This window comes from Mycobacterium sp. 48b, from assembly GCF_048282725.1.
Classification (GTDB): Bacteria; Actinomycetota; Actinomycetes; order Mycobacteriales; family Mycobacteriaceae; genus Mycobacterium.
Genome location: NZ_JBLVUL010000001.1, coordinates 5,126,138 through 5,148,420, shown reverse-complemented (window position 1 = coordinate 5,148,420; position 22,283 = coordinate 5,126,138). Strand labels below are relative to the sequence as shown.

The following is a 22,283-nucleotide window of genomic DNA, read 5'->3' as shown; positions in this document are numbered from 1 at the left end:
CACGCTCGCATGGTGCCACTGTCAACTATCGGAGCGTCGTGATGAAGAAGTTCTACGGCCACACGCTGCTGTATTTGCACGAGACCATCGACCTGGGATCGGGTCGGACCGACCAATTCACGGAGACCTTCGGCGAGGTCTACCGACCGATGATGGAGGACCTCGGCGCGCGACTGTTCGCGATCTGGGAAACCACGCCCTACAACGGGCACTGGCCACAGGTGACGATCATCTGGGAGATCGACGCATTCGCCGACTACGCCCGCATCGGCAAGGCGCAGGCGGTCGGCGGCAGTCACGATAAGCCCGCGCTGCAGTGGGCGTCGTACCTCTCGGAGCTCGGCGCCCGCGGTGAGGGACGAATCATGTACGCCGGCAAGTACAACAGGACGCTCGCGCAGCTCCAAGAGGCCAACTTCGGGGCCGGCCTGGTGATCCAGGAGATCATGGAGACCAAGCCCGGGCGCCAGGACGACTACATCCGGGAACTCGAGCGGTTGTACGTGCCGTGGTCGGAGAGCACCGGAAAGCGTTGGCTGGGTTCGTTCATCACCACGTTCCGGTTCAACGAGGTGATCCACTACTGGGCGCTCGACGACGATTGGGACTGCTTCGAGAACCACTACCCGTCGTGGAAGGGCAACCCGCCCGCGGAGATCGTCACCTGGATGAGCGTGGCCCCCGCGCTGCGCGACGGCTGGGAGGATTCGATCCTTTCGGCGCTGCCGCCGTCACCGCTGAAGTGAAGGCGGCCATGAACTCGATGAAACAGCCTGTGCTGCAGGATTTCACCTACGATCCGTTCGATCCGGACGTGATGGCCGACCCATTGCCGTACTACCGGATCCTGCGCGACGAGTACCCGGTGTACTACATCGACAAGTGGGACACGTATGCGCTGTCCCGTTTCGACGACATCTGGAACGTGCTCGGAGTCAACGACGGAACCTTCGTCGCATCCGAGGGCACGCTGCCGGCCGCCAATGTGCTGGCGCATCGCAACGACGGCCCGGTGGCCGATCCGGAGTTGCATCCCATGCCGTTCCATGCCAACTTCGATTCACCGCTCTACGAGAACGTGCGGCGGTGCACGTCGGCGCAGTTCCGGCCGCGATCGGCAGCGAAGCTGGCCGAGCGGATCCGGACCCTGGCCAACGAGCGTCTGGACGAGTTGCTGCCGCGGGGCACCTTCGACCTGACGCAGGATTACGGCGGCATCGTCGCCGCCGCCATGGTCTGTGAATTCGTCGGATTACCAGTCGATCTGGCACCGGAAGTGCTGGCCACGGTCAACGCGGGCAGCCTCGCGCAGCCCGGGGAGGGGGTCGAGGTGGGTAACGCCCGCCCCGGGTACCTGTCCTACCTCACCCCGATCATCGAGCGGCGACGCGCAGAAGGTCATGACGGCAGCGTGCCGATCGCCGACGCCCTGATCGACTTCCGGCTGCCCGACGGGTCGGCACTCGGCGACATGGAAGCCGCCGTGCAGATGCTCGGGGTGTTCATCGGCGGTACCGAAACGGTCCCGAAGATCACCGCGACCGGGTTGTGGCAGTTGCTCCGGCACCCCGACCAGATGGCCGCAGTGCGTTCCGATCTCGACGGCAATGTGCCGGTGGCCCGGGAAGAGATCATCCGGCACAGCGCCCCCGCGCAGTGGTTCGCCCGGACCGTGCGGCGGCCATACACCGTTCACGGCACCACCATCAATCCCGGCCAACGTGTCATCACGCTGTTGGCGTCGGCGGCCCGCGACGAACGGGAGTACGACAATCCGGACGATTTCGTGTGGAACCGGCCCATCGAACGCCTGTTGTCGTTCGGCCACGGACAGCATTTCTGCCTCGGCGTCCACGTGGCCCGGTTGGAGATCACCATCATGATCCAGGAGTTCCTCAAACGCGTGCCCGATTACCACATCGATGAGGGTGCGGCGTGCCGGCCGCCGTCGAGTTTCCAGTGGGGCTGGAACAACATTCCCGTGGAGGTGTGACGTGTGGTCGTATCGGCTCGTCGCCCCGTATACGTTCGAGCGGCAGGATGTTTCAGAGCCTTCTGCTGAGTCGCTGGCCGACGGGCAGGTGCTGCTCGACTTCCTGGCCGCCGGTATCTGCGGCAGCGACCTCCCCGGATTCCGCGGCACCCAGGGCAAGCTGCCGGGGGACACCGGTTGCTGCGCGGCGGAGATGAACGGCTTCCCGATCCACGAGATCGTCGGTGAGGTGCTGGCCAGTCGGCATCCGGACCACCGACCGGGGGAGCGCGTGGTGGGCTGGGCGTCGGGCTTTGACGGTCTGATGGGCCGCGTGATCGCCGACGGAGCGGGGCTGGTCTCCTACGACCCGGCGCTGGCCCCGGAGCTGGCGGTCGGCCTGCAGCCGCTGGCATGTGTCCTGTATGCCGTCGAGCAGTTGCCGGATCTGGAAGGCCGTCACGTCGCGATCATCGGCCAGGGCTCGATCGGCCTGCTGTTCTCCTACGCGGCAAAGGCTTTGGGTGCCGCGCGGGTCACCGGCGTGGACCCGGTGGACCGCACTTCGGTGAGCGCCCGATTCGGGGTGGACGATCCGGTCCGGGCCACGAGCGACCGTTGGGTCAGGCACCTGGGGCCGGCCGGCAAGCCCGATGTCGTCATCGAGGCTGTCGGGCACCAGGTCGCCACGCTGAACCACGCATTGGAGGCCGCCGCGTTCGGAGGCACGGTGTTCTACTTCGGGGTGCCCGACGACGACAGCTATCCGATCAGCATGCGCACCATGTTGCGCAACAACCTCACATTGAAATCCGGTGTGACACTGGACCGTCAGCGTGTGTTGCGCCGGGCCGACGAGTTCGCCCGGGAACATCCCGACCTCTTGGCCGGCTACGTGACCCATACATTCGGCTCGGACGATGTACAGGCGGCGTTCGAACTGGCCTGCCGCCCGGTTCCCGAGCGCGTCAAGATCGCGATCACCCGATGAGCCCCAGCAGACTGCAGGACGCGCTGGCATCCAACGCCCAGGTCTGGGGCGGCTGGGTGGTCGGGCCGACGATCCTCGGCCCCGAGGAGTTCGCCGCGGCCGGTTACCACTACGTCGGATTCGACGTTCAGCATGGGTATCTCGACGATGCCGACGTGGCACTGCTGCTGCGACGGCTTGAGCATGTCCCGATCGCCACCGCGGTGCGGTTGCCCTCGGCCGACCCGGCACCGATCGGCCGGGTGCTCGACGCGGGGGCCGACGCGGTGATCATCGCCATGGTGGAATCCGCCGAGCAGGCCGCCGCGGCAGTCGCAGCCACCCGGTACGCCCCGGCAGGTGTGCGCAGCTTCGGGCCGCTGCGGGCCGGCCTCGGACACGACACCGCCGAGCTGGAAGCCCGGGTGAGCGTGTTCGCGATGATCGAGACCGCGCGCGGTCTGGCCGCTGCCGACGAGATCTGTGCGGTACCGGGCCTCACCGGGATCTATGTCGGCCCGGCCGACCTGGCCATCTCGATGGGATACCAGCTCTCCGACGCCTGGACGCACCCCGAGGTGCGGGCGGCGATGGTCACGGCCCTGACGGCCACCCGCACGGCCGGACTGGTCAGCGGAATCCATGCCGGGGCGGGAAAACTCGGAAATACGATGGCCGACTTGGGTTTCCAGATGATCACCTTGGCCTCTGAATCTCAGGCGTTACGCCGTGGTGCCGCCGAGCACCTCAACGAGGCAACAGGACGCGCCGGCGATCCGCCCGTGCCAGGGCAGGCCGCGACCGGCACCGAACGAGGAGGCTACAACTGAACGCAGGAGCAGGGCCGGGCAGCCGCGTCGCACTGGTCACCGGTGCCGCACGCGGCCAGGGTGCGGCCATCGTGCGCCGACTGGTCGCCGACGGCTACCGGGTGACTGCCGGGGATCACGTGATCGACGAACTCACCCCCACCACAACCCAGTTCGGCGAAAACGTGCTGGCGGTCGAACTGGACGTGACATCACCAGAGCACTGGCGGGCCGCAGTGGCAGCCACCTTGGCCCGATTTGGCGGGCTCAACGCGCTGGTGAACAACGCCGGTGTGCTGCACAGTGCCTCGATCGCCGAGGAAACCCCGAGCGGTTTCGAGGACCTGTGGCGGGTGAATTGCCTGGGACCCTTCCTGGGACTGCAGGCCGTGCTCGAGCCGCTGCGGCGGGCGGACAACGCCGCGGTGGTGAACACCTGCAGCACCGGCGCCCTGCGGCCGTTTCCGCACCACGCGGCGTACGGTTCGTCGAAGTGGGCACTGCGCGGGCTCACCCAGGTGGCAGCTGCCGAACTCGGTCGCGACGGAATCCGGGTCAACGCGATCTTTCCCGGACCCGTCGAGACGCCGATGCTCGACGAGTCCACCAAGGCCCGGCTGACAGAGCGGGCGACGTTGGGGCGGCTGGGCAAGCCGAGCGAGATGGCCGACGCCGTGGCGTTCCTGTTGTCGGACCAGGCGGCGTTCATCACCGGCTCGGAGCTCGTCATCGACGGCGGCCAATGTCTGCAGATCGGATGAAGCGGATGCCCAATTCGCAACTGTCCGTGGGGATCATCGGCGCCGGGCCGGGCGGGCTGGCGCTCGGAATCTTCCTGAAGAAGGCAGGTTTCGGCAACTTCACCATCTTCGACCGCGAGGATGGCGTCGGTGGAACCTGGCGGATCAACACCTATCCGGGCCTGGCCTGCGACGTGAAGTCACACCTGTACTCCTACTCCTTCGACCTCAACGCCGGCTGGAGCCGGCTGTGGGCCGGGCAACCGGAGATCCTGGAGTACTTCGAGCGGTGCGCCGAGCGCTACCAGCTGGGCCCGCATCTGCGCTTGAACACCGAGATCACCGCGGCGCGATGGGATTCCGGCGCCGGCAACTGGGTGTTGACCACCGGGGCCGGTGTGCAGCACCGCTTCGACATCGTGGTCTCGGCGATCGGGCTGTTCACCCAGCCGCTGCAACCGGACCTGGTGACCGAGGAGCCGTTCACCGGCACCCTGATGCACACCGCTCAGTGGGATCACAGCGTCGCGCTCGACGGGGCCAGGGTAGCCGTGCTCGGTACCGGATCGACTGCCTCCCAGGTGGTTCCGGAAATGGCGAAGGTCGCCGACAAGGTGTACTCGGTCCAGCGCTCGGCGACCTGGGTGCTGCCGAAACCGGACCGGCCCTACACGGAGCGGGAACGCTGGCTGTTCGCCCATGTGCCGTTCGCGAAGAAGATCTACCGGACCCGGCTCTGGCTGCGCAGTGAGTCCAACATCGCCGTCATCGAGAACGGCAGCGACAAGACCCAGGAGTTCAAGGCGCTCGCGCTCAACCTCCTCGAATCAACCGTGGCCGACGAGCAATTGCGGGCTCAGCTCACCCCGGACCATCCGCTGGGCTGCAAGCGATTGGTGTTCTCGCCGGATTTCATCGCCACGCTGACCCGGCCCAACGTCGAGGTGGTGTCCAGCCCGGCCCGTGCGCTGCGGTCCCGGTCTCTGGTCACCGAGGACGGCCGGGAACTCGACGTCGATGTGGTGGTGTGCGCGACCGGCTATGCGGCGGCGGACTATCTGGGCCAGATCGAGGTGACGGGCGAGAACGGGGTGTCGCTGCACGACACCTGGAGTGATGGGGCGTTCGCCTATCTGGGAATGGCGGTGCCCGGTTTCCCCAATTTCTTCATGCTGTACGGGCCCAACACCAATGTGGGCTCCAACAGCGTCATCTTCATCCTGGAGGCACAGGCCCGCTACGTGGTGCGGGCACTGAAACACCTTCGGCGCAAACGCAAGTCCTATGTGGCGGTGCGCCCCGGCGCCATGGCCGCGTTTCTGGCCGACATCGACCGGTGGATGCAGGGCACCGTGTGGCTGACCCGGTGCAGCAGCTACTTCCGGGCTCCCAGCGGCCGGGTGGTCACCCAATGGCCGCGCAGTGCCCGCGCGTTCTGGTCGATGACCCGCCGGTTCCGGTCCGCCGACTACACTTTCGAACCGCCCACCAACTACCCGGCCCCGGTCACCGCGGCCGCCGATCGGACGGACGGCTGAGCCATGCCCTGGCTGGAGCGCCTCGACCCCGCATTGCGCGGTTTCGCCGAGGCCCGCACCGATCTGACCACGGATCAGTTGGGCGTGGTGCGGACCTCCCTGGATCAGCGACGCCGTGATGCCGCGCAGGTTTTGGATACGCCGGGCGTGGAGATCGTCGGTGCCCGCGTGGCGCTGGGCCGGCGCACCATCCCGGTGCGGATCTACCGCGGTGGCCCCTCGCCGTCACCCGCGGTGCTGTACTGCCATTCAGGTGCCTTCGTCCTGGGCAACCTCGACACCGACCAGATCCAATGCGTGGAGTTGGCCCGGCGGGCCCGGTGCACGGTGATCTCGATGGACTATCGGTTGGCGCCCGAGTATCCCTACCCGGCCGCCTTCGACGACGCGATGGTGGTGCTCAACTGGGCCGCAACGCTGGCCGGCGAGCTCGACATCGACGCGGGCCGCATCGCGGTGGCCGGCAACAGCGCGGGCGGCTCTCTGGCGGCGTTGCTGGCACAACACGCCGCAGCGGGTTCCGCACCGCCGGTGGTGTTCCAGGCATTGCACCAGCCGGTACTCGACGACCGGCCCACCCGGTCGAAAGAGGAGTTCGCCGACACTCCGGGCTTCGACGGTCCGGCGACCGTGGCGATGTGGCGGCATTATGCCGGCGGCCGGGACGTGCCGGAATCGGCCGTGCCCGCCCGGGCTGCCACGCTGACCGGAGTGGCGCCGGCACTGATCACCTGTTCTGAACTCGATCCGCTGCGCGACGAGGCGATCGACTACGCGCGTCGGCTGTTGGTCGAGGGCGTTGCCACGGAGCTGCATCTGTTCCCCGCGACGTGTCACGGCTTCGATTCGCTGGTTCCTGAGTGGGAGGTCAGCCAACAGCTCTTCGCGCTACAGGGCGCGGCGCTGCGCCGTGCGCTGTACGGTTGAGCTGGTAGCTGGGCCATCACGGCGGGTGCTCGGCGGTGGTTGTGATCGACGTTGTGGGCAATAATGCAGTTCTGTTGCAAGTGAAACTCGCGCGGACAATCGGTACGGCCGGTGCGACGACGGCCTCGGCGGTGCGGCGGCGCACCCGAGGGGCAACCTGGTCGCGTCGGGAGCGAGTGAGCGATTGAGAGGTATTTATGTCGGCCGACGACGACCGGCTTATGTACTCCGGAGATGCCAAACATGCCAGGGACCCGCTGTCGTACGGCGGGCTCGACGCCCTCCTGGGCGGACCGGTCGCGGCGTTGCCGAGCGGGCGGTCCCGGCACGGTGATGCCAGGGTGTCGACGCCACCGATCGTTCTCACCTCGAATTTCGCCGCCCCCCGCGAAGCGGAGATCACCACCAAGCTCCCGGTGATCCCGGGCAGGCCCATCAGTGGGTCGTCCTCGGCCGGTAGTTGGATCTTGGAGCAGCCGATCCCGCCGGCCGGACCCGGCGAGCCGCGCGCCATCGACAACCTCTCCCGTGTCGGCGTGCGCTCCTCGGTCAAGATGCAGCCACGCCGCGGCTGGCGGCGGGCGGTGTACGTCACCACCCGCCTCAACCTCGGGTTGTCCCGCGACGAACTCTACGAACTGGACCTGTACGCCAGGGTGCGCCGCACGGCCCGCGAGTCCCACCAGATCGGGGTGTTCGGCCTGAAGGGCGGCGTCGGCAAGACCGCCGTCACGGTGGCACTCGGATCCGTGCTCAGCGCGGTCCGCGGCGACCGGATCCTGGCCGTCGACGCCGACCCGGCCAGCGGCAACCTGGCCGATCGCGTCGGACGGCAGTCCGCAGCGACGGTGGGCGACCTCCTGGCTGCCAAGGACCTGTCGCGGTACAATGACGTCCGGGCCTTCACCAGCATGAACGAGTCCAAGCTCGAGGTGCTGTCCAGCGACGAGTACAGCGGTGCGAGCCGGGCGTTCAACGATGCCGACTGGAACGCCGCCACTGCCGCGGTCTCCAAGCACTACAACCTGGTTCTGGCCGACTGCGCAGCGGACATGTTCGCGCCGGCGGGCCGCGGCGTGCTGGCGACGGTGTCCGGTGCGGTCATCGTGGCCAGTGCCTCGATCGACGGTGCCCGGCAGGCCGCGGTGACCATGGACTGGCTGCGCCACAACGGCTACCAGGATCTGCTGAACCGGTCTTGCGTCGTGGTCAACCACGTCGGCCCGCGCAAACCCAACGTGAACACCGGCGACCTGGTCCACCAGTTCCAGAAGCATGTGGCCCCGGGCCGGGTGTTCGTGTTGCCGTGGGACAAGCACATCGCCGCGGGCACCGAGATCCATTTCGATCTGCTGCGGCCGGCGTTCCGGCGGCGCACGCTGGAGTTGGCGGCGGCGTTGTCCGACGATTTCGAGGGCGGCGCGGCGCTCGCCTGATTCGCGGCTCAGCCGCGAATCAGGCCTGATTCGCGGCTCAGCCGAGTGCCAGCTCCCGAGCCACCGCAGCGTGATACCGATCGATGTTGGCCGGATTGACCACACGGAACAGCGCGTCCGGCAGCGGGGAATCCTTGTAGGCCTCGATGGTCATCGTGCGGCTGAACAGCGTGATGTCGTTGCCCGGGCGGGTGAACTGATACTGCACGGTGATGCGGCCTTCCATGCCGCCGTTTCCTTCGGCGTCATGGCCGAGCCGGCCCACCGAGTTGAACACCCACATGCGCGGTCGCATCGCGATCGCCAGATGCCAGGTGTAGATCTGCGCTCCGTCCGGTCCGGCCTCGGTCCAGGTGTCGCCTACCTGCAGCGGTAGCCGTTCCGGCAGGCCGCCGATATGCGCGCTGCCCGGATATGTCTTCACCCAGTTCGCCGGGTTGGTGACGAAGTCGTACACCTCCTCGGCGGATTGGGTGAAAGCCGTCTCGGAGCTGGTGGTCACGATGCCCAATGGTGTTCGCTTTCCTCGGTGTTGCAGGTCAGAGTTCGCAACCGCAGCCGGCCGACGCCCCGGACGAGGGAAGTTCGGCGAGCACGTCCACGCGGCTCGGGTCGAAGCTGAGGAACCCCTGGATCGGCAGGGACTCCGGTGGGGTGTCGGGGTAGCTCCATGCCACGTCGGCGATCACCGTGTCGCCGACGACCGCCGACCAGTAGGTGGCCGTGCCCTTGTAGTTGCAGTACGACGTGGTCGGGCTGGGCCGCAGCAGTTCGGTGCGGACCCGGGCGGGATCCACATAGAGCCGCGGCTCCAGGGCCGTCTCGAAGACGATCACGGTCTCGTCGGTGTCGACGAGGACCGCGTCGGCGGCCGTCACCCGCAGACCCCGGCGGGTCGGCCGGCAGTCGACCCGGTGGTAGGGGTTGGGCGGGTAGTGCACCAGCTTGCGGCCCTCTTCGAACCACGCGTCGACGGCATCCCAGGGCACCGCGACATATCCCGGCGCCTCGGGTACCGGCTCGTGCGGAAGGTCGCCGACCTCGTCGCTGCGGAAGGCGTAACTGAGCGGGTGGCCGGCGCGGTGCACCATCAGTGCGTGTTCGGTGTCGAGCACCGCGGCGTCGCCGCGGAACGCTTGGATGCGGCGCGGGTGGGGCTCGACATAGACCGAGCCGTCGGCCAGCTGGGGCGTGAACCAACCGGCCGGTTGTGTACTCAACGGACCCCGCCCTGCGACGAGACTCATTGCAGCACCTCCAATTTGGCTGACGAGATTAAACCCGGGCGCGTCTGTGGGACGCATCGGTGCCGATCGTCCGGCAGACTTTTGCGTCAAGATAGAAGCTTTACAGATTCTCTTCAGAATGTCACGCTGTTGGGTGAGGCGGGCCACACCGCAACACCCCCGCCGACAGTGCCGGCCGATCAGCCAATGGACCCGGATTGGATGCCCTATGTCCCCACAGTCAGGAATGTCCGCGCAGTTGTCCGAGGTGCGCGGCGGCGATACGCCCGCGATCCCGTTCGCCCGCCCGCGGGTCCGCCCCGAGAAGGCCCTGCAGTACGAGTTGAACGTGGTGGCCGACGGCGTCGCCGACGTGGTGTCGGGCATCGGCGGATGGTTGTTCGACCGGGCGATGGCGGGCTGGCGGGTCAGCGTTGCCGTCGACGAGGTCGGGGATGAGCGCGCTCTGCGCATCCTCGGGCTCAAAGCTGTTGGCCTGAGCGGCCTGTGGCGATCGGCGGAGGCGGACGCGGTCGTGATGACGGCCATCGGCACCTCCCGCTTCGAGTCGGGTGACCACGGGCTCACCGTGCGCAATCCCGATGGCGACGTGGTCTTTTTCGGGTCTCGGGGTCCAGAGGGTCTGGGCTTGGAGGTCCAGCGGGCGCGGTATCGGCCGAGTGCGGCCGCGCTGGCGTTCAAGGCCTACGCCTTGGCGGTGGCCGGTGCGGACCCAGGGGCGGCAGATCGGGTGGAGACGGTGTTCCGGTGCGGGCGGTCCGCGGGCCTGCTCGACGCCGACCTGGTTCCGGTGTGTTGATGGCGGAGCAGGCATCGGTCGCGGGCCTGCTCGAGGTGTTCGACGTGACGCCCGCAAGCGCTGATCGATTCGTCGGCGTGACCGGGCCGGCCGGAACCGACGGCAGGCGGGTGGCCAAGGGTGCACAAGCGCTGGGTCAGGCCATCGTCGCGACGGCAAAGCGGTTCCCGGACAAGATGATTCGGTCGGCACATGCCGTCTTCACCCGACCGGTCGAAATCGACTCGACGGTCGAGCTGGCAGTCAGTGTGGTGCACGAGGGGCGCTCGACGGCGACAGCGGTGGTCACTGTGGGCCAGGGTTCACGGCTGTGTGCGACCGTGACCGTACTGGCCGATGTGCCCACCGTCGATGTGGTCAGCCACCAGGCGTTGCGGCCCGATGTCGAGACACCGGACGACGCCCACCCGGCCGGGCAGGCCATGCTCGGCCACGAACTGCGACTCGTCGACGTGGTCGACGTCAACAGTCCCGACGAGGTGGGTCCGCCCGAACTCTATGCCTGGCTGCGCTACGACCCGATCCCCGAACGCGACGACCTTGCCAAGGCACTGCTGGCGTATTTCACCGGGCAACTCGGTATCTCGACCACGATGCGACCGCATCGCGGGATCGGCACCGCGCAGGCGCACGCCACGGTGTCCACGGCGTTGATGTCGACGTCGGTCAGTTTCCACGAGGCCGCCGAGTGGGACGGCTGGCTGCTCTACAGCCACGAGAGCACCGCGGCCGGACAGGGGATGTCCTACGTGCGCGGTCAGGTGCACACCGAGGACGGCGAGCTGCTGGCGTCATTCGCCCAGGAGGGGCTGATCCGCCCGATGCGACCGGTGGACGAATCGATCGATGTGCCGGCCCGGTTGTAGGGCCGGCATGCGCGGTGTGCGGCTAGCGGATCCAGCCGCGGCGACGCAGCCAGATGTTGCGGGCCACGGCCAGCAGGATGAGCGCCGCGAACGTGATGAGGAACCAGTTCTCGACGTGTCCGATGTGGTTGCCGTGCATCATGACCAGCAGGAAGAGTGCGGACAGGATGCCGCCGAGGTGGATCACCTTGATGTTCAGATCCGACCAGCCCCACGCGGCCGAGGGCACTTCCTCGACGTCGACGCCGTTGTTGCGCTCCACCTCGGTGCTGGCCACTTTTGCTCCTCAGGATCGAACTGGCTTCTGGCTTGGCTTGCGGACATTCTGGCATACGACGCTGTGTCGTATGCCGGCCGTGGGGGGTCAACGCAGGTGTCGGTACCGCCGCAGTGCCTCCAGCCGCTCCTCGGCGTGGTCGACGATCGGTTCCGGATACGACGTCGGCCGGTCGCCACGCAGTTTGTGCACGTCGGCGACATCGGCCAACTCCGGGACCCAGCGCCGGATGTAGTCGCCGTCCGGGTCGAATTTCGCGCCCTGCAGGCCCGGATTGAAAACGCGGAAATACGGCGCGGCATCGGTGCCGCAGCCCGCTGCCCATTGCCATCCGTGCTGGTTGTTGGCCACATCGCCGTCGATCAACTGGTCGAGAAACCAGCGCGCGCCCCATTGCCAGGGCAGATGCAGATCCTTGACCAGGAACGACGCCACGATCATGCGCACCCGGTTGTGCATGAATCCGGTGGTGGCCAGCTGGCGCATCCCGGCATCGACGATCGGGAACCCGGTCCGGCCGTCCTTCCACGCCTCGAATGCCCGCATCGCGGCCTTGTCGTCGTCCACTTCGATCGCGTCGAAATCGCGGTTCCAGTTCTGCCACGCGCTGTCGGGCCAGTGGTGCAACACCGCCGCGTAGAAATCTCGGAAGGCCAGCTCGCGCAGGTAGGCGTCGTGACCGGAGCCGAGATCGACTGCCATGGTCCGAGGATGGATGGTGCCGAACTTGAGGTGCGCCGACATCCGGCTGGTGGTGTCGAGATCAGGACGGTCGCGCTGCGTCGGGTAGTCGGCCAGGTCCTGCTCCACGAACTGCCGCCACTGCTCGCTCGCCGCGCGCTCGCCCGCTCCGATAACCAGATCGTCGGTGGCAGAAGGAATGTCGACGCGATCAGCGATGCCGTCCGGTACCTGTCCGGGGTCGATCCACTGCGCCGAACCGGGGCCGGAATCCGCCGGGGCACGCCAGCCGTGTCCGCGCCAGGCGCGGAAGAACGGCGTGAACACCTGATACGGGGCGCCATCGGATTTCGTTATCCGGCCGGGGGACACCAGGTAGCCCGATCCCGTTGCACACAGGTCGATTTCGCCGAGGGCCGCCTGGACCGAGTCGTCGCGACGCCGCCCGAACGGAGAGTGGTCCTGCGAGATGTGCACCGAGGTGGCGCCTGCGGCCCGGGCCAGTGCCGGAATCCGCTGCTCTGGCCGGCCGCGAGTGACCAGCAGTCTGCCGTCGAGGTTGTCGGACAGCTCGCGCAACGCCCGGTACAGATAGTGCAGCCGGCGCGCACCCGAGGATGCCTCCAATCGTGGATCGAGCACGTAGCAGGCCAATACCTCGCCGTCGGTTTGTGCTGCGTCCAGCAGCGCGGGATGGTCGTGACAGCGCAGGTCTCGCCGAAACCAGAGCAGCGTGGGCATGCGTCCATGCTGCCTGTGAACACACCGAAAAACACGGAGGGTTTGGTAGATGCAGTTCTGGAGCGGTGCGGCATTCATGGATGTCGCCGACGCGCTGACGGTGGCACCGTTGCTCGACGAGGCCGGATACCACGGCATGGTGTGTTCGGACCACATGATCTACCCGCGCGAGCTGTCCTCGCCCTACCCGGATTCCGCGACCGGCAAGCCACCGTGGGCACCCGAGACCGGCTGGCCGGACTCCTGGGTGCTGATCGGGGCGATGGCGGCGCTCACGCGTCGGCTGCGTTTCTCCAACGCCGTGTACGTTGCCCCGGCGCGTCCGCTGCTCGAGGTCGCCAAGCAGGTGGCAACGGCCGCGGTGATCTCGGGTGGGCGGGTGTCCCTGGGTGTGGGGGTCGGCTGGATGCGGGAGGAATTCGAGCTCATGGGCCAGGATTTCGACACCCGCGGTAAGCGGCTCGACGAGATGATCCCGGCGCTGCGCGAGATCTGGCGCGGCGGTTGGGTTTCGTACGAGGGCCGCTACTACTCGGTCCCCGAGCTGATGATCGAACCGCACCCACCTGAGCCGGTACCGATCCTGTGCGGCGGCGAATCCGAGGCGGCGCTGCGGCGCGCGGCGCGATCCTGTGACGGCTGGATCGGCTACGCCTACACCCTTGAGCAGGCGACCCCTTACACGGCCCGGCTGGCCGAGCTGCGGCATGACTACGGGCGGGAACACGAGCCGTTCGAGATCATCCTGGCCCTGCTCGATCCGCCCGCGCCGGATCTGTACAAGCGGGCCGAGGATCTCGGGATCACCGCGGTGATGTGCGCGCCGTGGCTCACCACTCCCAACGGTGCCACCGGCGTCGATCGGTTCCGTGGTCCGATCGAGCACTTCGCGGAGACCGTCATCGCAAAAGTGGGGTAGCCGGGACGTCAACGATGACGCTTGCGGTGACATCATTATGATGTCACCATGACATCATGGATTTGCAGCCCTATGTCGAGACCGTCCGGCACGAACTCGGCGTCGCCGCCGCAGCGGGAGGCGCCGAGGCCGAGGCGTTGGCCCAGCGGCTGACCGCACCGCTGGAATCGGCCTTGCGGCTCGCGCTGCTGGAAGCCATGTCCGAAGCGGCCGAGCAGATCACGCGTGAACTCGCGCCTGGATCCGTACATGTCCGGCTCAACGGTCGTGACCCCGAGTTCACCGTCGAGCCCGCCGAGGCCGAGGGCTCCGCCGCAGTGCCGGCCGTCGACGTCCCCGACGACGACGGTGGCGGTACCTGGCGGGTGTCCCTGCGACTTCCGGAGAGTCTGCGCGCCGGGGTGGAGGGCGCTGCCCGCCGTGACGGCGTGTCGGTGAACACCTGGCTCGTACGTTCTGCCGCGGCGGGCCTCGGTGGGGCCGGGCGTGAGCGCCGTGGTGGCGACAAGACCTTCAGCGGCTGGGTCCGCTGAACCCGACCGAAGGAGAATCCGATGCCCACGTTCCACACCTCCGAACCCATCACCGCCGTCGTCGAGGTCGTCGCCGGTGCGGTGCGCCTGGCGGCCACCGACCGGGACGACATCGTGGTCGACATCAAGCCGCGTGATCCCGAACGCGCCTCCGACGTGCGTGCGGCCGAGCAGGCCCGCGTCGACTTTCACAACGGCACCCTCACGGTGACCGCGGGCAGAAAGGTCTTGTCGCTGGGTCGAGGGGGAGCGGTCCGCGTCGACATCGCCCTGCCGACGGGCTCCCGGCTGAACCTGTCCTCCGCATCGGCCGACATCGACGCGGACGGCGTCTATTCGGACTGCCGTTGCGCCACTGCCGGCGGTGCCGTTCGGGTGGCGAAGATCACGGGAAACATCAAGGCGGACAGCGCTTCCGGAGATGTTTCGATCGGCGCTGTCGCGGGTGACGCCCGGATCGCCACTGCGTCGGGCGATGCGTCGATCGACCGCGCCGACGGAGATGTCAGGTTCCAGGCGGCCAGCGGCAGTCTGGTCATCGGGACGCTGCGTGGGCAGGTCAAGCACCAGGCCGCATCAGGTTCTGTCAGGGTCGGTGTCGGGATCAGTGGCGCCCTGAGTGCTCAAACCGGCAGCGGTGAAGTCGAAGTCGGCATTCCGGAGGGCACCGCCGCGCGGCTTGAGCTCAAGACCCACTCCGGCACCGTCGACAACGGCTTGCAGGCCTCCGACGGGCCGGCCGACGGCGACGAGACGTTCATGGTGCACGCCCGCACCGGGTCGGGAGACATCTCGGTCCGCCGCGCTGTCGGTCCGGTCTCCGCGGATCAATCCTCATAGGCGGCCAGTGGTCTGCTGTGCCTCGCTGCGCCGCGGATCACTGCTCGATGGTGACTGCAATCCGCGGCGCAAGCTAGGCGGGATCGAACCGGAACACCGTCAAACGCCCGGCCAGGTTCTCGAATTCGTCTGGCGTGCCGTCGGTCACGAGTCCGCTGCGTTTGGCAAAACCGACTCCGACCGGCACCTTGACCGCGAACGCGCGCAGCACCGGACGCGACTGGTCCGGTGTCAGTTCGACGATCCGGACCTGTCGAGACCGACGGCCCCGCGTCAACGTCCCGGTACCGGCTGCGCGGGCATTGGCCGCCCAGTCCGAGCCGGGATAGCCCGCGACCGTGTAGAGGCCACCGTCGTGGTCGAACGGCGTCATCGGAGTACTGCGCAGCTTGCCGGTCTTGCGTCCCGGGACGGTGAGCACCATGGCCGGCCCGGTCGGGAGCCCGAGGCGCTGCACCGCCATCATCACCTTGTTCATCGGCTTGAGCCACCGCGGTGGCTGCGGCTCGGTCGCGTGTGCTGACATCTCTTGTCCTCCTCAACTGTTGGCGAAACTATTGGTGAACAGCCGACGGTGTGCGTCGACCCAGTCGGCGAACGCGGTCGCCGGGCGTCCGAGAATCTTGTCGACCTCATGGGTGACCAGTGCCGGGTGTTCGACGGTGTCGGCGAGCAGGCCCATGTAGGCGTCGGCGAACGCCGCCGGGAAGCCCAGGCCGACGAACCGCTCCCGCACCACCTCGGTGGGCACCTCGCGGTAGCGCAGTGGCCGCCGTAGTACCCGCCCGATCGTGTCCACCAGTTCGGTGTTGGTCAGTGCCTGCGGTCCCGTCAGTGGGATCCGTTGTCCGACAAGATCGTCGGTGAGCAGTGCCACGGCGGCCACGGCGGAGATGTCGGCATCGGCGATCACCGCGGTGGATGCGGCGGCGTACGGACCGCTCACCACATCTCCGGCGTGGATCTGTGCCGACCACATACCCGCGAAATTGGAGGCGAACACCGTGGGGCGCAGGCTGACCCATTCCAGGCCGGAGGCCACGGCCAGTTGCTCGACTTCGCGGTTGCGGTCCCCACGCACGCGCGACGGTTGCCGGGAGTCGTCGTCATCGGCGTTGATCGCCGACAACGCGACCAGACGTTTCACACCCGCGGCGCGGGCCATCTCGACGGTCGGGCCCAAATCCTCTCCCAGCGCGCGGGAGTTGAGGAAAACCGACGAGGCGCCCGCCATGCCATCGGCGCAGGAGGCGACGAGTTCGACAGCGGGCGGAAACCCGGCGGTTTCGGGTCTGCGGGTGACGGCGCGCACCTGGGCACCGGCACGGACGAGTTCGGTGACGAGCGGGCGGCCGACGTTGCCGGTTGCGCCCGTGACGAGAATTGTGTTCATGCGATCAAGGACGGAGCAGCCGTCCGGAAAGTTACAGCGAGAGACGGTTCGGAATCCGGTAACTTTCCGGGCCCCGGATTCGTCGTAGTGACATGAACCGATCAGCGGCTGTCGAGGCGGCGTGGCGGGCACACCACCCGTATCTGGTCAATCTCGCCTACCAGATGGTGGGTGACATCGGGGATGCCGAGGATGTCGCCCAGGAGGCATTCCTGCGGCTCGCCCGCATGGACCACGAGCACCTCGACGACGTACGGGCCTGGCTGACCGTGGTGACCGGGCGGCTCTGCCTCGATCACGTTCGATCGGCCCGTTCCCGGCTGGAACGGCCCGATCCGGGCCTCGTGCTGGAATCCAAGGCGTCGGCGGACGCGGACCCGGCCGACCGCGTCACGCTGGACGACGAGGTGCGTGGCGCCTTGTTCGAAGTTCTGAACCGTCTCAGCCCCGGAGAGCGCGTGGCATTCGTGTTGCACGATGTCTTCGCGGTGCCGTTCGACGAAATCGCCGCGACGGTCGGAAGGCCGGTGGGCACCTGCCGGCAGCTGGCTCGCCGGGCCAGGGCGAAGTTCACCACCGCGGCACACGGTCCGGTCGATGTCGCCGCCATCGAACACCGTCAGGTGATGGAGAAGTTCATCTCCGCGTGCGCCACCGGCGACGTGCAGGCGTTGACCTCGGTGCTCGACCCGACCGTGTGGGGCATTGGAACGATCCTCGCCGATCCGGCCCCTGCGCCGCAGATCAACCACGGTCCCGACGCCGTCGCGACGAACCTGCTGCGCTACCTGGGCCCGGGCGCGACGCTGGTGTGTGGGGCGGCCGGAGAGCCGGTTCTCCTCGCATACGACCATCGCCGGCTGTTCGCGGTCGTCACGCTGACCATCCGGGACGGCCTGGTGCTCAAGATCGAGGCCACCGCGGACCCGTCGGCCCGGGCAGCGGGTCGGTCTTGAGTGCGACCGCGGGCTCGACAAGGCGGACATCCTCATTTTCTGGACAGGATCCACGGGTCCCGTGACGGCGAGTGCGGCGGCAGGCGATTTTGGCCGACGCATTAGGGAACGCCACTCTCAGCGCGGCACAATGGACCGGTGAGCGACAGAATGCGCGTGCTGATACTCGGAAGCACCGGATCGATCGGCACCCAGGCGCTCGAGGTCATCGCGGCCAACCCCGACCGGTTCGAGGTCGTCGGTCTCGCTGCCGGCGGAGGCAACCCCGATCTGCTCGCCGCCCAGCGCGCAGCGACCGGGGTCGGCAACATCGCCGTCGCCGACGAGCGGGCCGCCGACAAGATCGGCGACGTGACCTACGCCGGGGCCGACGCGGTCACCCGGCTGGTCGAGAACACCGAGGCCGATGTGGTGCTCAACGCACTGGTGGGGGCATTGGGTCTGGCGCCGACGCTGGCCGCCCTGGCCACCGAGGCGCGCCTGGCCCTGGCCAACAAGGAGTCGCTGGTCGCGGGCGGGCCGCTGGTGCTCAAGGCGGCCGCGCCCGGGCAGATCGTTCCGGTGGACTCCGAACATTCCGCGATGGCCCAGTGCCTGCGCGGCGGCACCGCCGACGAGGTCGCCAAGATCGTGCTCACCGCCTCGGGCGGTCCGTTCCTGGGATGGTCGGCCGCCGACCTGGAGTCGGTCACCCCGGAGCAGGCCGGCAAGCATCCGACCTGGTCGATGGGCCCGATGAACACGCTGAACTCGGCGACCCTGGTCAACAAGGGCCTGGAGCTGATCGAGACCCACCTGTTGTTCGGCATCGACTACGACCGCATCGAGGTCGTGGTGCATCCGCAGTCGATCGTGCACTCGATGGCGACCTTCACCGACGGCTCGACACTGGCTCAGGCCAGCCCCCCGGATATGAAACTGCCGATCGCGCTGGCGCTGGGCTGGCCGGCCCGGGTTCCCGGCGCGGCCCTGGCCTGCGACTTCACCACCGCCTCCACCTGGGAGTTCCTGCCGCTGGACAACGAGGTGTTCCCCGCGGTGAACCTGGCGCGGGCGGCCGGAACCCGCGGCGGCTGCCTGACCGCGGTGTACAACGCCGCCAATGAAGAAGCAGCGGAAGCCTTCCTTCAGGGGAGGATCAACTTTCCCGCCATTGTGCAAACCGTCGGTGACGTGTTGCACGCTGCCGACCGGTGGGCCGCCGAACCCGCTACCGTGGAAGACGTACTCGATGCGCAGCGGTGGGCCAGAGAACGAGCACGGCAGGCCATCGACAAAAACATCGAGAAGAGCTTCGAGCAGAAATCCGTCAGAAAAGGGCTCGTCACCAAATGATGTTCGTTATCGGCATCGCGCTTTTCGCGCTGGCCATCCTGGTATCGGTGGCCCTGCACGAGTGCGGGCACATGTGGGTGGCGCGCGCCACCGGCATGAAGGTGCGCCGCTACTTCGTCGGATTCGGCCCGACGTTGTGGTCGACGCGGCGCCCCAACGAGCTGGGGGAGACCGAGTACGGCATCAAGGCCATCCCGCTGGGTGGGTTCTGCGACATCGCAGGCATGACATCGGTCGACGAGATCGCGCCGGAGGACCGGCCCTACGCCATGTACAAGCAGAAGGTGTGGAAGCGCGTCGCCGTGCTGTTCGCCGGGCCCGCGATGAACTTCATCATCGGGCTGGTGCTCCTCTACGCCATCGCGATCATGTGGGGCTTGCCCAACATCAAGCAGCCCACCACCGCCATCGTGGGTGAAACCGGTTGCGTTGCAGCGCAACTGAGTCTGGACAAGATGGACGAGTGCACGGGGCCGGGCCCGGCGGCACTGGCCGGCATCCAGGCCGGCGACGAGATCGTCAAGGTCGGCGACACGAAGGTGTCCGACTTCACCCAGATGGCCGCCGCGGTGCGCAAGCTCGACGGCCCGGTGACGATCGAGCTCAAGCGTGACGGTCAGACCATGACGAAAGTCGTCGACGTGACCCAGACGCAGCGCTTCACCAGCGCCGATGCCAAGACGCCCGCGACCGTCGGCGCGATCGGTGTCAGCGCGGTCAAGGTCGCCCCGCCCACGCCGTACAACCCGATCGCCGCGGTGCCTGCGACGGTGTCGTTCACCGGCGACATGATCGTCGAGTTGGGCAAGTCGCTGGCCAAGATCCCCACCAAGATCGGTGCCCTGGTGCACGCCATCGGCGGCGGTGAGCGGGACAAGGAAACGCCCATCAGCGTCGTCGGCGCCAGCATCATCGGCGGTGAGACCGTCGAGGCCGGATTGTGGGTGGCGTTCTGGTTCTTCCTGGCGCAGTTGAACTTCGTGCTCGGCGCGGTCAACCTGGTGCCGCTGCTCCCGTTCGACGGCGGCCACATCGCGGTGGCGACGTACGAGAAAATTCGCAACATGCTCCGTGCGGCCCGCGGCAAAGTCGCCGCAGGCCCGGTCAACTACCTCAAGCTCATGCCGGCCACCTACGTGGTGTTGTTGGTCGTGCTCGGCTACACACTGCTGACCGTCACGGCAGACCTGGTCAACCCACTCAGCATCTTCCAGTAGGAGATCCCACATGACAGCGTCCATCGGTTTGGGAATGCCCGCGCCCCCGGCACCCACACTGGCGCCGCGGCGTAAGACGCGCCAGCTCGATGTGGGCGGCGTCGGCATCGGCAGCGAGCACCCGATCGCGGTGCAGTCCATGTGCACCACCAAGACTCACGACGTCAATTCGACGCTGCAGCAGATCGCCGAGCTGACCGCCTCGGGCTGCGACATCGTCCGGGTGGCCTGCCCCCGGCAGGAGGACGCCGACGCGCTCGCCGAGATCGCCCGGCACAGCCAGATCCCGGTGATTGCCGACATCCACTTCCAGCCCAAGTACATCTTCGCCGCGATCGACGCCGGCTGCGCGGCCGTGCGCGTCAACCCGGGCAACATCAAGGAGTTCGACGGCCGGGTCAAGGAGGTGGCCAAGGCCGCCGGTGATGCGGGTATCCCCATCCGTATCGGCGTGAACGCCGGGTCGCTGGATCCGCGGCTGATGCAGAAGTACGGCAAGGCCACCCCCGAGGCGCTCGTCGAATCGGCCCTGTGGGAGGCGTCGCTGTTCGAGGAGCACGGCTACGGCGACATCAAGATCAGCGTCAAGCACAACGACCCCGTGATCATGGTCGAGGCGTACCGGCAGTTGGCCGCCCAGTGCGACTACCCCCTGCACCTCGGCGTGACCGAGGCCGGACCGGCGTTCCAGGGCACCATCAAGTCCGCGGTGGCATTCGGCGCGTTGCTGTCCCAGGGGATCGGCGACACCATCCGGGTGTCCCTGTCCGCACCGCCGGCCGAAGAGGTCAAGGTCGGCAACCAGATCCTGGAGTCGCTGAACCTGCGGCCGCGCGGCCTGGAGATCGTGTCCTGCCCGTCCTGCGGACGAGCCCAGGTCGACGTGTACACACTGGCCAACGCGGTGAGCGCGGGCCTCGACGGACTCGACGTCCCGCTGCGGGTCGCGGTGATGGGCTGCGTGGTCAACGGTCCGGGGGAGGCCCGCGAGGCGGATCTCGGGGTTGCCTCCGGCAACGGCAAGGGCCAGATCTTCGTCAAGGGTGAGGTCATCAAGACCGTCCCCGAGGCGCAGATCGTCGAGACACTCATCGAAGAGGCCATGCGCCTGGCGGAAGCGGCGGATTCAGATGATGCCACCGGTTCGCCAGTGGTCACCGTAAGCTGATAGCGACCCTGCGAGCGGGGTCACCCCACCTTGGCTTGAGCAGAGGGAATCGCCAATGTCGGCACCGCCGCTGTTCCGACTCGTCGACGAGCGACGGGTTTCCGTGGTGCGTGACGCCACCCCCTGTCTGCAGGTGTTCGACGAGGACCCGGTGGGGTCCTGCATGGTGGCCGCACGTGTCGCCGAATTCGGTGTCGAGCACGGCGCGATCGGCGGGGAGCTCTGGACGAGGCGCGGTGTGGCCGAGTCCCTGTGCTACGCCGGCCCCAATCTGATCCCGTTGCGTGGGGATGCCGAGGATCTCAAGGCGTTTGCGGACAAGGCGATGAGCACTGCGCGCCGGTGTTCCTCCCTGGTCGGCCGCGCCGAACTGGTGATGCCGATGTGGCGGCGGCTGGAATCCGTGTGGGGTAGTGCCCGTGATGTCCGCGAGCAACAACCTTTGATGGCGCTGAACTCGATGCCGCAGTGCGCGATCGACCCGGCGGTCCGGCCGGTCCGCATGGAGGAACTCGACGCCTACCTTGTCGCGGCGATCGACATGTTCATCGGCGAGGTCGGTGTCGACCCGAGACTGGGGGACGGCGGCCGTGGCTACCGCCGCCGGATTGCCGGGCTCATCGCCGCGGGCCGGGCGTGGGCCCGGTTCGAGCGCGGCGAGGTGGTGTTCAAGGCGGAGGTCGGGTCGCAGTCTCCGTCGGTCGGCCAGATCCAGGGTGTGTGGGTGCATCCCGAGTGGCGCGGCCACGGGCTGGGCACCGCGGGGACGGCCGCGCTGGCGGCCGCCGTGGTGGGGTCGGGCCGTATCGCGAGCCTCTACGTCAACAGCTACAACACCGTCGCCCGGGCGACCTACGACCGCATCGGATTCGAGCAGGTCGGCACGTTCGCGACCGTGTTGCTGGACTGAGTGCTGCTG

At 67.7% G+C, this 22,283-nt stretch carries 24 protein-coding genes; 18 read left to right on the top strand and 6 right to left on the bottom strand.

Features of this window, described 5'->3' with window-relative positions:
- The first annotated feature begins 41 nt into the window (after positions 1-41).
- The 8 genes from ACNQR1_RS25140 to ACNQR1_RS25105 all read left to right on the top strand — a co-directional run bounded on the left by ACNQR1_RS25140 (position 42) and on the right by ACNQR1_RS25105 (position 8,392).
- Positions 42-746 (top strand): NIPSNAP family protein, encoded by a 705-nt coding sequence (locus ACNQR1_RS25140; RefSeq protein ID WP_418048378.1) that lies wholly within the window; start codon positions 42-44, stop codon positions 744-746.
- Between the two features lie 17 nt (positions 747-763).
- Positions 764-1,993: a cytochrome P450 gene (locus ACNQR1_RS25135; protein ID WP_418048377.1), complete on the top strand. Its 1,230-nt coding sequence runs from the start codon at positions 764-766 to the stop codon at positions 1,991-1,993.
- Position 1,994: 1 nt separating this feature from the next.
- On the top strand, positions 1,995-2,963 hold the full coding sequence (locus ACNQR1_RS25130) for a zinc-binding dehydrogenase (protein ID WP_418048376.1): 969 nt from the start codon (positions 1,995-1,997) through the stop codon (positions 2,961-2,963).
- Positions 2,960-3,772 (top strand): HpcH/HpaI aldolase family protein, encoded by an 813-nt coding sequence (locus tag ACNQR1_RS25125; protein WP_418048375.1) that lies wholly within the window; start codon positions 2,960-2,962, stop codon positions 3,770-3,772. The genes ACNQR1_RS25130 and ACNQR1_RS25125 overlap by 4 nt, the downstream gene beginning before the upstream one ends.
- Positions 3,769-4,512, top strand: a complete 744-nt coding sequence (locus tag ACNQR1_RS25120; RefSeq protein ID WP_418050490.1) for an SDR family NAD(P)-dependent oxidoreductase — start codon at positions 3,769-3,771, stop codon at positions 4,510-4,512. Before ACNQR1_RS25125 ends, ACNQR1_RS25120 begins: the two co-directional genes overlap by 4 nt.
- Positions 4,494-6,029 (top strand): flavin-containing monooxygenase, encoded by a 1,536-nt coding sequence (locus ACNQR1_RS25115; protein ID WP_418048374.1) that lies wholly within the window; start codon positions 4,494-4,496, stop codon positions 6,027-6,029. The genes ACNQR1_RS25120 and ACNQR1_RS25115 overlap by 19 nt, the downstream gene beginning before the upstream one ends.
- Positions 6,030-6,032: 3 nt before the next feature.
- Complete coding sequence (locus tag ACNQR1_RS25110; RefSeq protein ID WP_418048373.1) at positions 6,033-6,956, top strand: alpha/beta hydrolase; 924 nt, start codon at positions 6,033-6,035, stop codon at positions 6,954-6,956.
- 197 nt (positions 6,957-7,153) lie between these two features.
- The gene (locus tag ACNQR1_RS25105) at positions 7,154-8,392 is read left to right on the top strand and encodes a MinD/ParA family ATP-binding protein (RefSeq protein ID WP_418048372.1); all 1,239 of its coding nucleotides are present in this window, start codon (positions 7,154-7,156) and stop codon (positions 8,390-8,392) included.
- Positions 8,393-8,429: 37 nt separating this feature from the next.
- Here the strand turns inward: ACNQR1_RS25105 and ACNQR1_RS25100 are convergent, their stop codons facing one another.
- Together ACNQR1_RS25100 and ACNQR1_RS25095 are read right to left on the bottom strand one after the other, a co-directional pair.
- Positions 8,430-8,903, bottom strand: a complete 474-nt coding sequence (locus tag ACNQR1_RS25100; RefSeq protein WP_418048371.1) for an SRPBCC family protein — start codon at positions 8,901-8,903, stop codon at positions 8,430-8,432.
- A 28-nt stretch (positions 8,904-8,931) separates the two neighbouring features.
- Positions 8,932-9,639, bottom strand: a complete 708-nt coding sequence (locus ACNQR1_RS25095; RefSeq protein ID WP_418048370.1) for a DUF427 domain-containing protein — start codon at positions 9,637-9,639, stop codon at positions 8,932-8,934.
- A 208-nt stretch (positions 9,640-9,847) separates the two neighbouring features.
- Between ACNQR1_RS25095 and ACNQR1_RS25090 the strand changes: the two genes are divergently transcribed.
- Both ACNQR1_RS25090 and ACNQR1_RS25085 read left to right on the top strand, forming a co-directional pair.
- Positions 9,848-10,438 carry a hypothetical protein gene (locus ACNQR1_RS25090; protein WP_418048369.1) on the top strand — a complete coding sequence of 197 codons (591 nt, stop codon included), beginning with the start codon at positions 9,848-9,850 and terminating at the stop codon, positions 10,436-10,438.
- Positions 10,438-11,304 carry an acyl-CoA thioesterase gene (locus ACNQR1_RS25085; RefSeq protein WP_418048368.1) on the top strand — a complete coding sequence of 289 codons (867 nt, stop codon included), beginning with the start codon at positions 10,438-10,440 and terminating at the stop codon, positions 11,302-11,304. The genes ACNQR1_RS25090 and ACNQR1_RS25085 overlap by 1 nt, the downstream gene beginning before the upstream one ends.
- Before the next feature lie 22 nt (positions 11,305-11,326).
- Here the strand turns inward: ACNQR1_RS25085 and ACNQR1_RS25080 are convergent, their stop codons facing one another.
- Together ACNQR1_RS25080 and ACNQR1_RS25075 are read right to left on the bottom strand one after the other, a co-directional pair.
- Positions 11,327-11,581 (bottom strand): DUF2631 domain-containing protein, encoded by a 255-nt coding sequence (locus ACNQR1_RS25080; RefSeq protein WP_418048367.1) that lies wholly within the window; start codon positions 11,579-11,581, stop codon positions 11,327-11,329.
- A gap of 87 nt (positions 11,582-11,668) precedes the next feature.
- Positions 11,669-13,003 (bottom strand): cryptochrome/photolyase family protein, encoded by a 1,335-nt coding sequence (locus ACNQR1_RS25075; RefSeq protein WP_418048366.1) that lies wholly within the window; start codon positions 13,001-13,003, stop codon positions 11,669-11,671.
- Positions 13,004-13,052: 49 nt separating this feature from the next.
- Between ACNQR1_RS25075 and ACNQR1_RS25070 the strand changes: the two genes are divergently transcribed.
- The 3 genes from ACNQR1_RS25070 to ACNQR1_RS25060 are packed head-to-tail and all read left to right on the top strand — an operon-like array spanning position 13,053 to position 15,295.
- Positions 13,053-13,922 carry a TIGR03619 family F420-dependent LLM class oxidoreductase gene (locus ACNQR1_RS25070; protein WP_418048365.1) on the top strand — a complete coding sequence of 290 codons (870 nt, stop codon included), beginning with the start codon at positions 13,053-13,055 and terminating at the stop codon, positions 13,920-13,922.
- A 56-nt stretch (positions 13,923-13,978) separates the two neighbouring features.
- Positions 13,979-14,455 carry a histidine kinase gene (locus ACNQR1_RS25065; RefSeq protein ID WP_418048364.1) on the top strand — a complete coding sequence of 159 codons (477 nt, stop codon included), beginning with the start codon at positions 13,979-13,981 and terminating at the stop codon, positions 14,453-14,455.
- Between the two features lie 21 nt (positions 14,456-14,476).
- Positions 14,477-15,295 carry a DUF4097 family beta strand repeat-containing protein gene (locus ACNQR1_RS25060; RefSeq protein ID WP_418048363.1) on the top strand — a complete coding sequence of 273 codons (819 nt, stop codon included), beginning with the start codon at positions 14,477-14,479 and terminating at the stop codon, positions 15,293-15,295.
- Between the two features lie 73 nt (positions 15,296-15,368).
- Here the strand turns inward: ACNQR1_RS25060 and ACNQR1_RS25055 are convergent, their stop codons facing one another.
- Together ACNQR1_RS25055 and ACNQR1_RS25050 are read right to left on the bottom strand one after the other, a co-directional pair.
- Positions 15,369-15,821, bottom strand: a complete 453-nt coding sequence (locus tag ACNQR1_RS25055) for a nitroreductase family deazaflavin-dependent oxidoreductase (RefSeq protein WP_418048362.1) — start codon at positions 15,819-15,821, stop codon at positions 15,369-15,371.
- A 12-nt stretch (positions 15,822-15,833) separates the two neighbouring features.
- On the bottom strand, positions 15,834-16,688 hold the full coding sequence (locus ACNQR1_RS25050) for an NAD(P)H-binding protein (protein ID WP_418048361.1): 855 nt from the start codon (positions 16,686-16,688) through the stop codon (positions 15,834-15,836).
- Positions 16,689-16,780: 92 nt separating this feature from the next.
- Between ACNQR1_RS25050 and sigI the strand changes: the two genes are divergently transcribed.
- From sigI to ACNQR1_RS25025, 5 genes are all read left to right on the top strand, one after another.
- Complete coding sequence (sigI, locus tag ACNQR1_RS25045) at positions 16,781-17,644, top strand: RNA polymerase sigma factor SigI (protein ID WP_418048360.1); 864 nt, start codon at positions 16,781-16,783, stop codon at positions 17,642-17,644.
- Positions 17,645-17,794: 150 nt separating this feature from the next.
- A complete protein-coding gene (gene dxr, locus ACNQR1_RS25040) occupies positions 17,795-18,979 on the top strand; it encodes a 1-deoxy-D-xylulose-5-phosphate reductoisomerase (protein WP_418050489.1) in 1,185 nt (394 codons plus the stop codon).
- Positions 18,976-20,196 (top strand): M50 family metallopeptidase, encoded by a 1,221-nt coding sequence (locus ACNQR1_RS25035; protein WP_418048359.1) that lies wholly within the window; start codon positions 18,976-18,978, stop codon positions 20,194-20,196. The genes dxr and ACNQR1_RS25035 overlap by 4 nt, the downstream gene beginning before the upstream one ends.
- 10 nt (positions 20,197-20,206) lie before the next feature.
- Entirely contained in the window at positions 20,207-21,364 is a 1,158-nt protein-coding gene (gene ispG, locus ACNQR1_RS25030) for a flavodoxin-dependent (E)-4-hydroxy-3-methylbut-2-enyl-diphosphate synthase (RefSeq protein WP_418048358.1), read from the top strand.
- A gap of 55 nt (positions 21,365-21,419) precedes the next feature.
- Positions 21,420-22,274 carry a GNAT family N-acetyltransferase gene (locus ACNQR1_RS25025; RefSeq protein ID WP_418048357.1) on the top strand — a complete coding sequence of 285 codons (855 nt, stop codon included), beginning with the start codon at positions 21,420-21,422 and terminating at the stop codon, positions 22,272-22,274.
- The last annotated feature ends 9 nt before the right edge of the window (positions 22,275-22,283 follow it).

Excerpts from the sequence above, each read along its gene's own strand:
- ACNQR1_RS25140 (WP_418048378.1), top strand. The coding sequence starts at position 42 with ATGAAGAAGTTCTACGGCCACACGCTGCTGTATTTGCACGAGACCATC.
- ACNQR1_RS25135 (WP_418048377.1), top strand. The coding sequence starts at position 764 with ATGAAACAGCCTGTGCTGCAGGATTTCACCTACGATCCGTTCGATCCG.
- ACNQR1_RS25125 (WP_418048375.1), top strand. The coding sequence starts at position 2,960 with ATGAGCCCCAGCAGACTGCAGGACGCGCTGGCATCCAACGCCCAGGTC.
- ACNQR1_RS25115 (WP_418048374.1), top strand. The coding sequence starts at position 4,494 with ATGTCTGCAGATCGGATGAAGCGGATGCCCAATTCGCAACTGTCCGTG.
- ACNQR1_RS25110 (WP_418048373.1), top strand. The coding sequence starts at position 6,033 with ATGCCCTGGCTGGAGCGCCTCGACCCCGCATTGCGCGGTTTCGCCGAG.
- ACNQR1_RS25105 (WP_418048372.1), top strand. The coding sequence starts at position 7,154 with ATGTCGGCCGACGACGACCGGCTTATGTACTCCGGAGATGCCAAACAT.
- ACNQR1_RS25095 (WP_418048370.1), bottom strand. The coding sequence starts at position 9,639 with ATGAGTCTCGTCGCAGGGCGGGGTCCGTTGAGTACACAACCGGCCGGT.
- ACNQR1_RS25090 (WP_418048369.1), top strand. The coding sequence starts at position 9,848 with ATGTCCCCACAGTCAGGAATGTCCGCGCAGTTGTCCGAGGTGCGCGGC.
- ACNQR1_RS25085 (WP_418048368.1), top strand. The coding sequence starts at position 10,438 with ATGGCGGAGCAGGCATCGGTCGCGGGCCTGCTCGAGGTGTTCGACGTG.
- ACNQR1_RS25075 (WP_418048366.1), bottom strand. The coding sequence starts at position 13,003 with ATGCCCACGCTGCTCTGGTTTCGGCGAGACCTGCGCTGTCACGACCAT.
- ACNQR1_RS25070 (WP_418048365.1), top strand. The coding sequence starts at position 13,053 with ATGCAGTTCTGGAGCGGTGCGGCATTCATGGATGTCGCCGACGCGCTG.
- ACNQR1_RS25065 (WP_418048364.1), top strand. The coding sequence starts at position 13,979 with ATGGATTTGCAGCCCTATGTCGAGACCGTCCGGCACGAACTCGGCGTC.
- ACNQR1_RS25060 (WP_418048363.1), top strand. The coding sequence starts at position 14,477 with ATGCCCACGTTCCACACCTCCGAACCCATCACCGCCGTCGTCGAGGTC.
- ACNQR1_RS25055 (WP_418048362.1), bottom strand. The coding sequence starts at position 15,821 with ATGTCAGCACACGCGACCGAGCCGCAGCCACCGCGGTGGCTCAAGCCG.
- ACNQR1_RS25050 (WP_418048361.1), bottom strand. The coding sequence starts at position 16,688 with ATGAACACAATTCTCGTCACGGGCGCAACCGGCAACGTCGGCCGCCCG.
- sigI (WP_418048360.1), top strand. The coding sequence starts at position 16,781 with ATGAACCGATCAGCGGCTGTCGAGGCGGCGTGGCGGGCACACCACCCG.
- dxr (WP_418050489.1), top strand. The coding sequence starts at position 17,795 with ATGCGCGTGCTGATACTCGGAAGCACCGGATCGATCGGCACCCAGGCG.
- ACNQR1_RS25035 (WP_418048359.1), top strand. The coding sequence starts at position 18,976 with ATGATGTTCGTTATCGGCATCGCGCTTTTCGCGCTGGCCATCCTGGTA.
- ispG (WP_418048358.1), top strand. The coding sequence starts at position 20,207 with ATGACAGCGTCCATCGGTTTGGGAATGCCCGCGCCCCCGGCACCCACA.
- ACNQR1_RS25025 (WP_418048357.1), top strand. The coding sequence starts at position 21,420 with ATGTCGGCACCGCCGCTGTTCCGACTCGTCGACGAGCGACGGGTTTCC.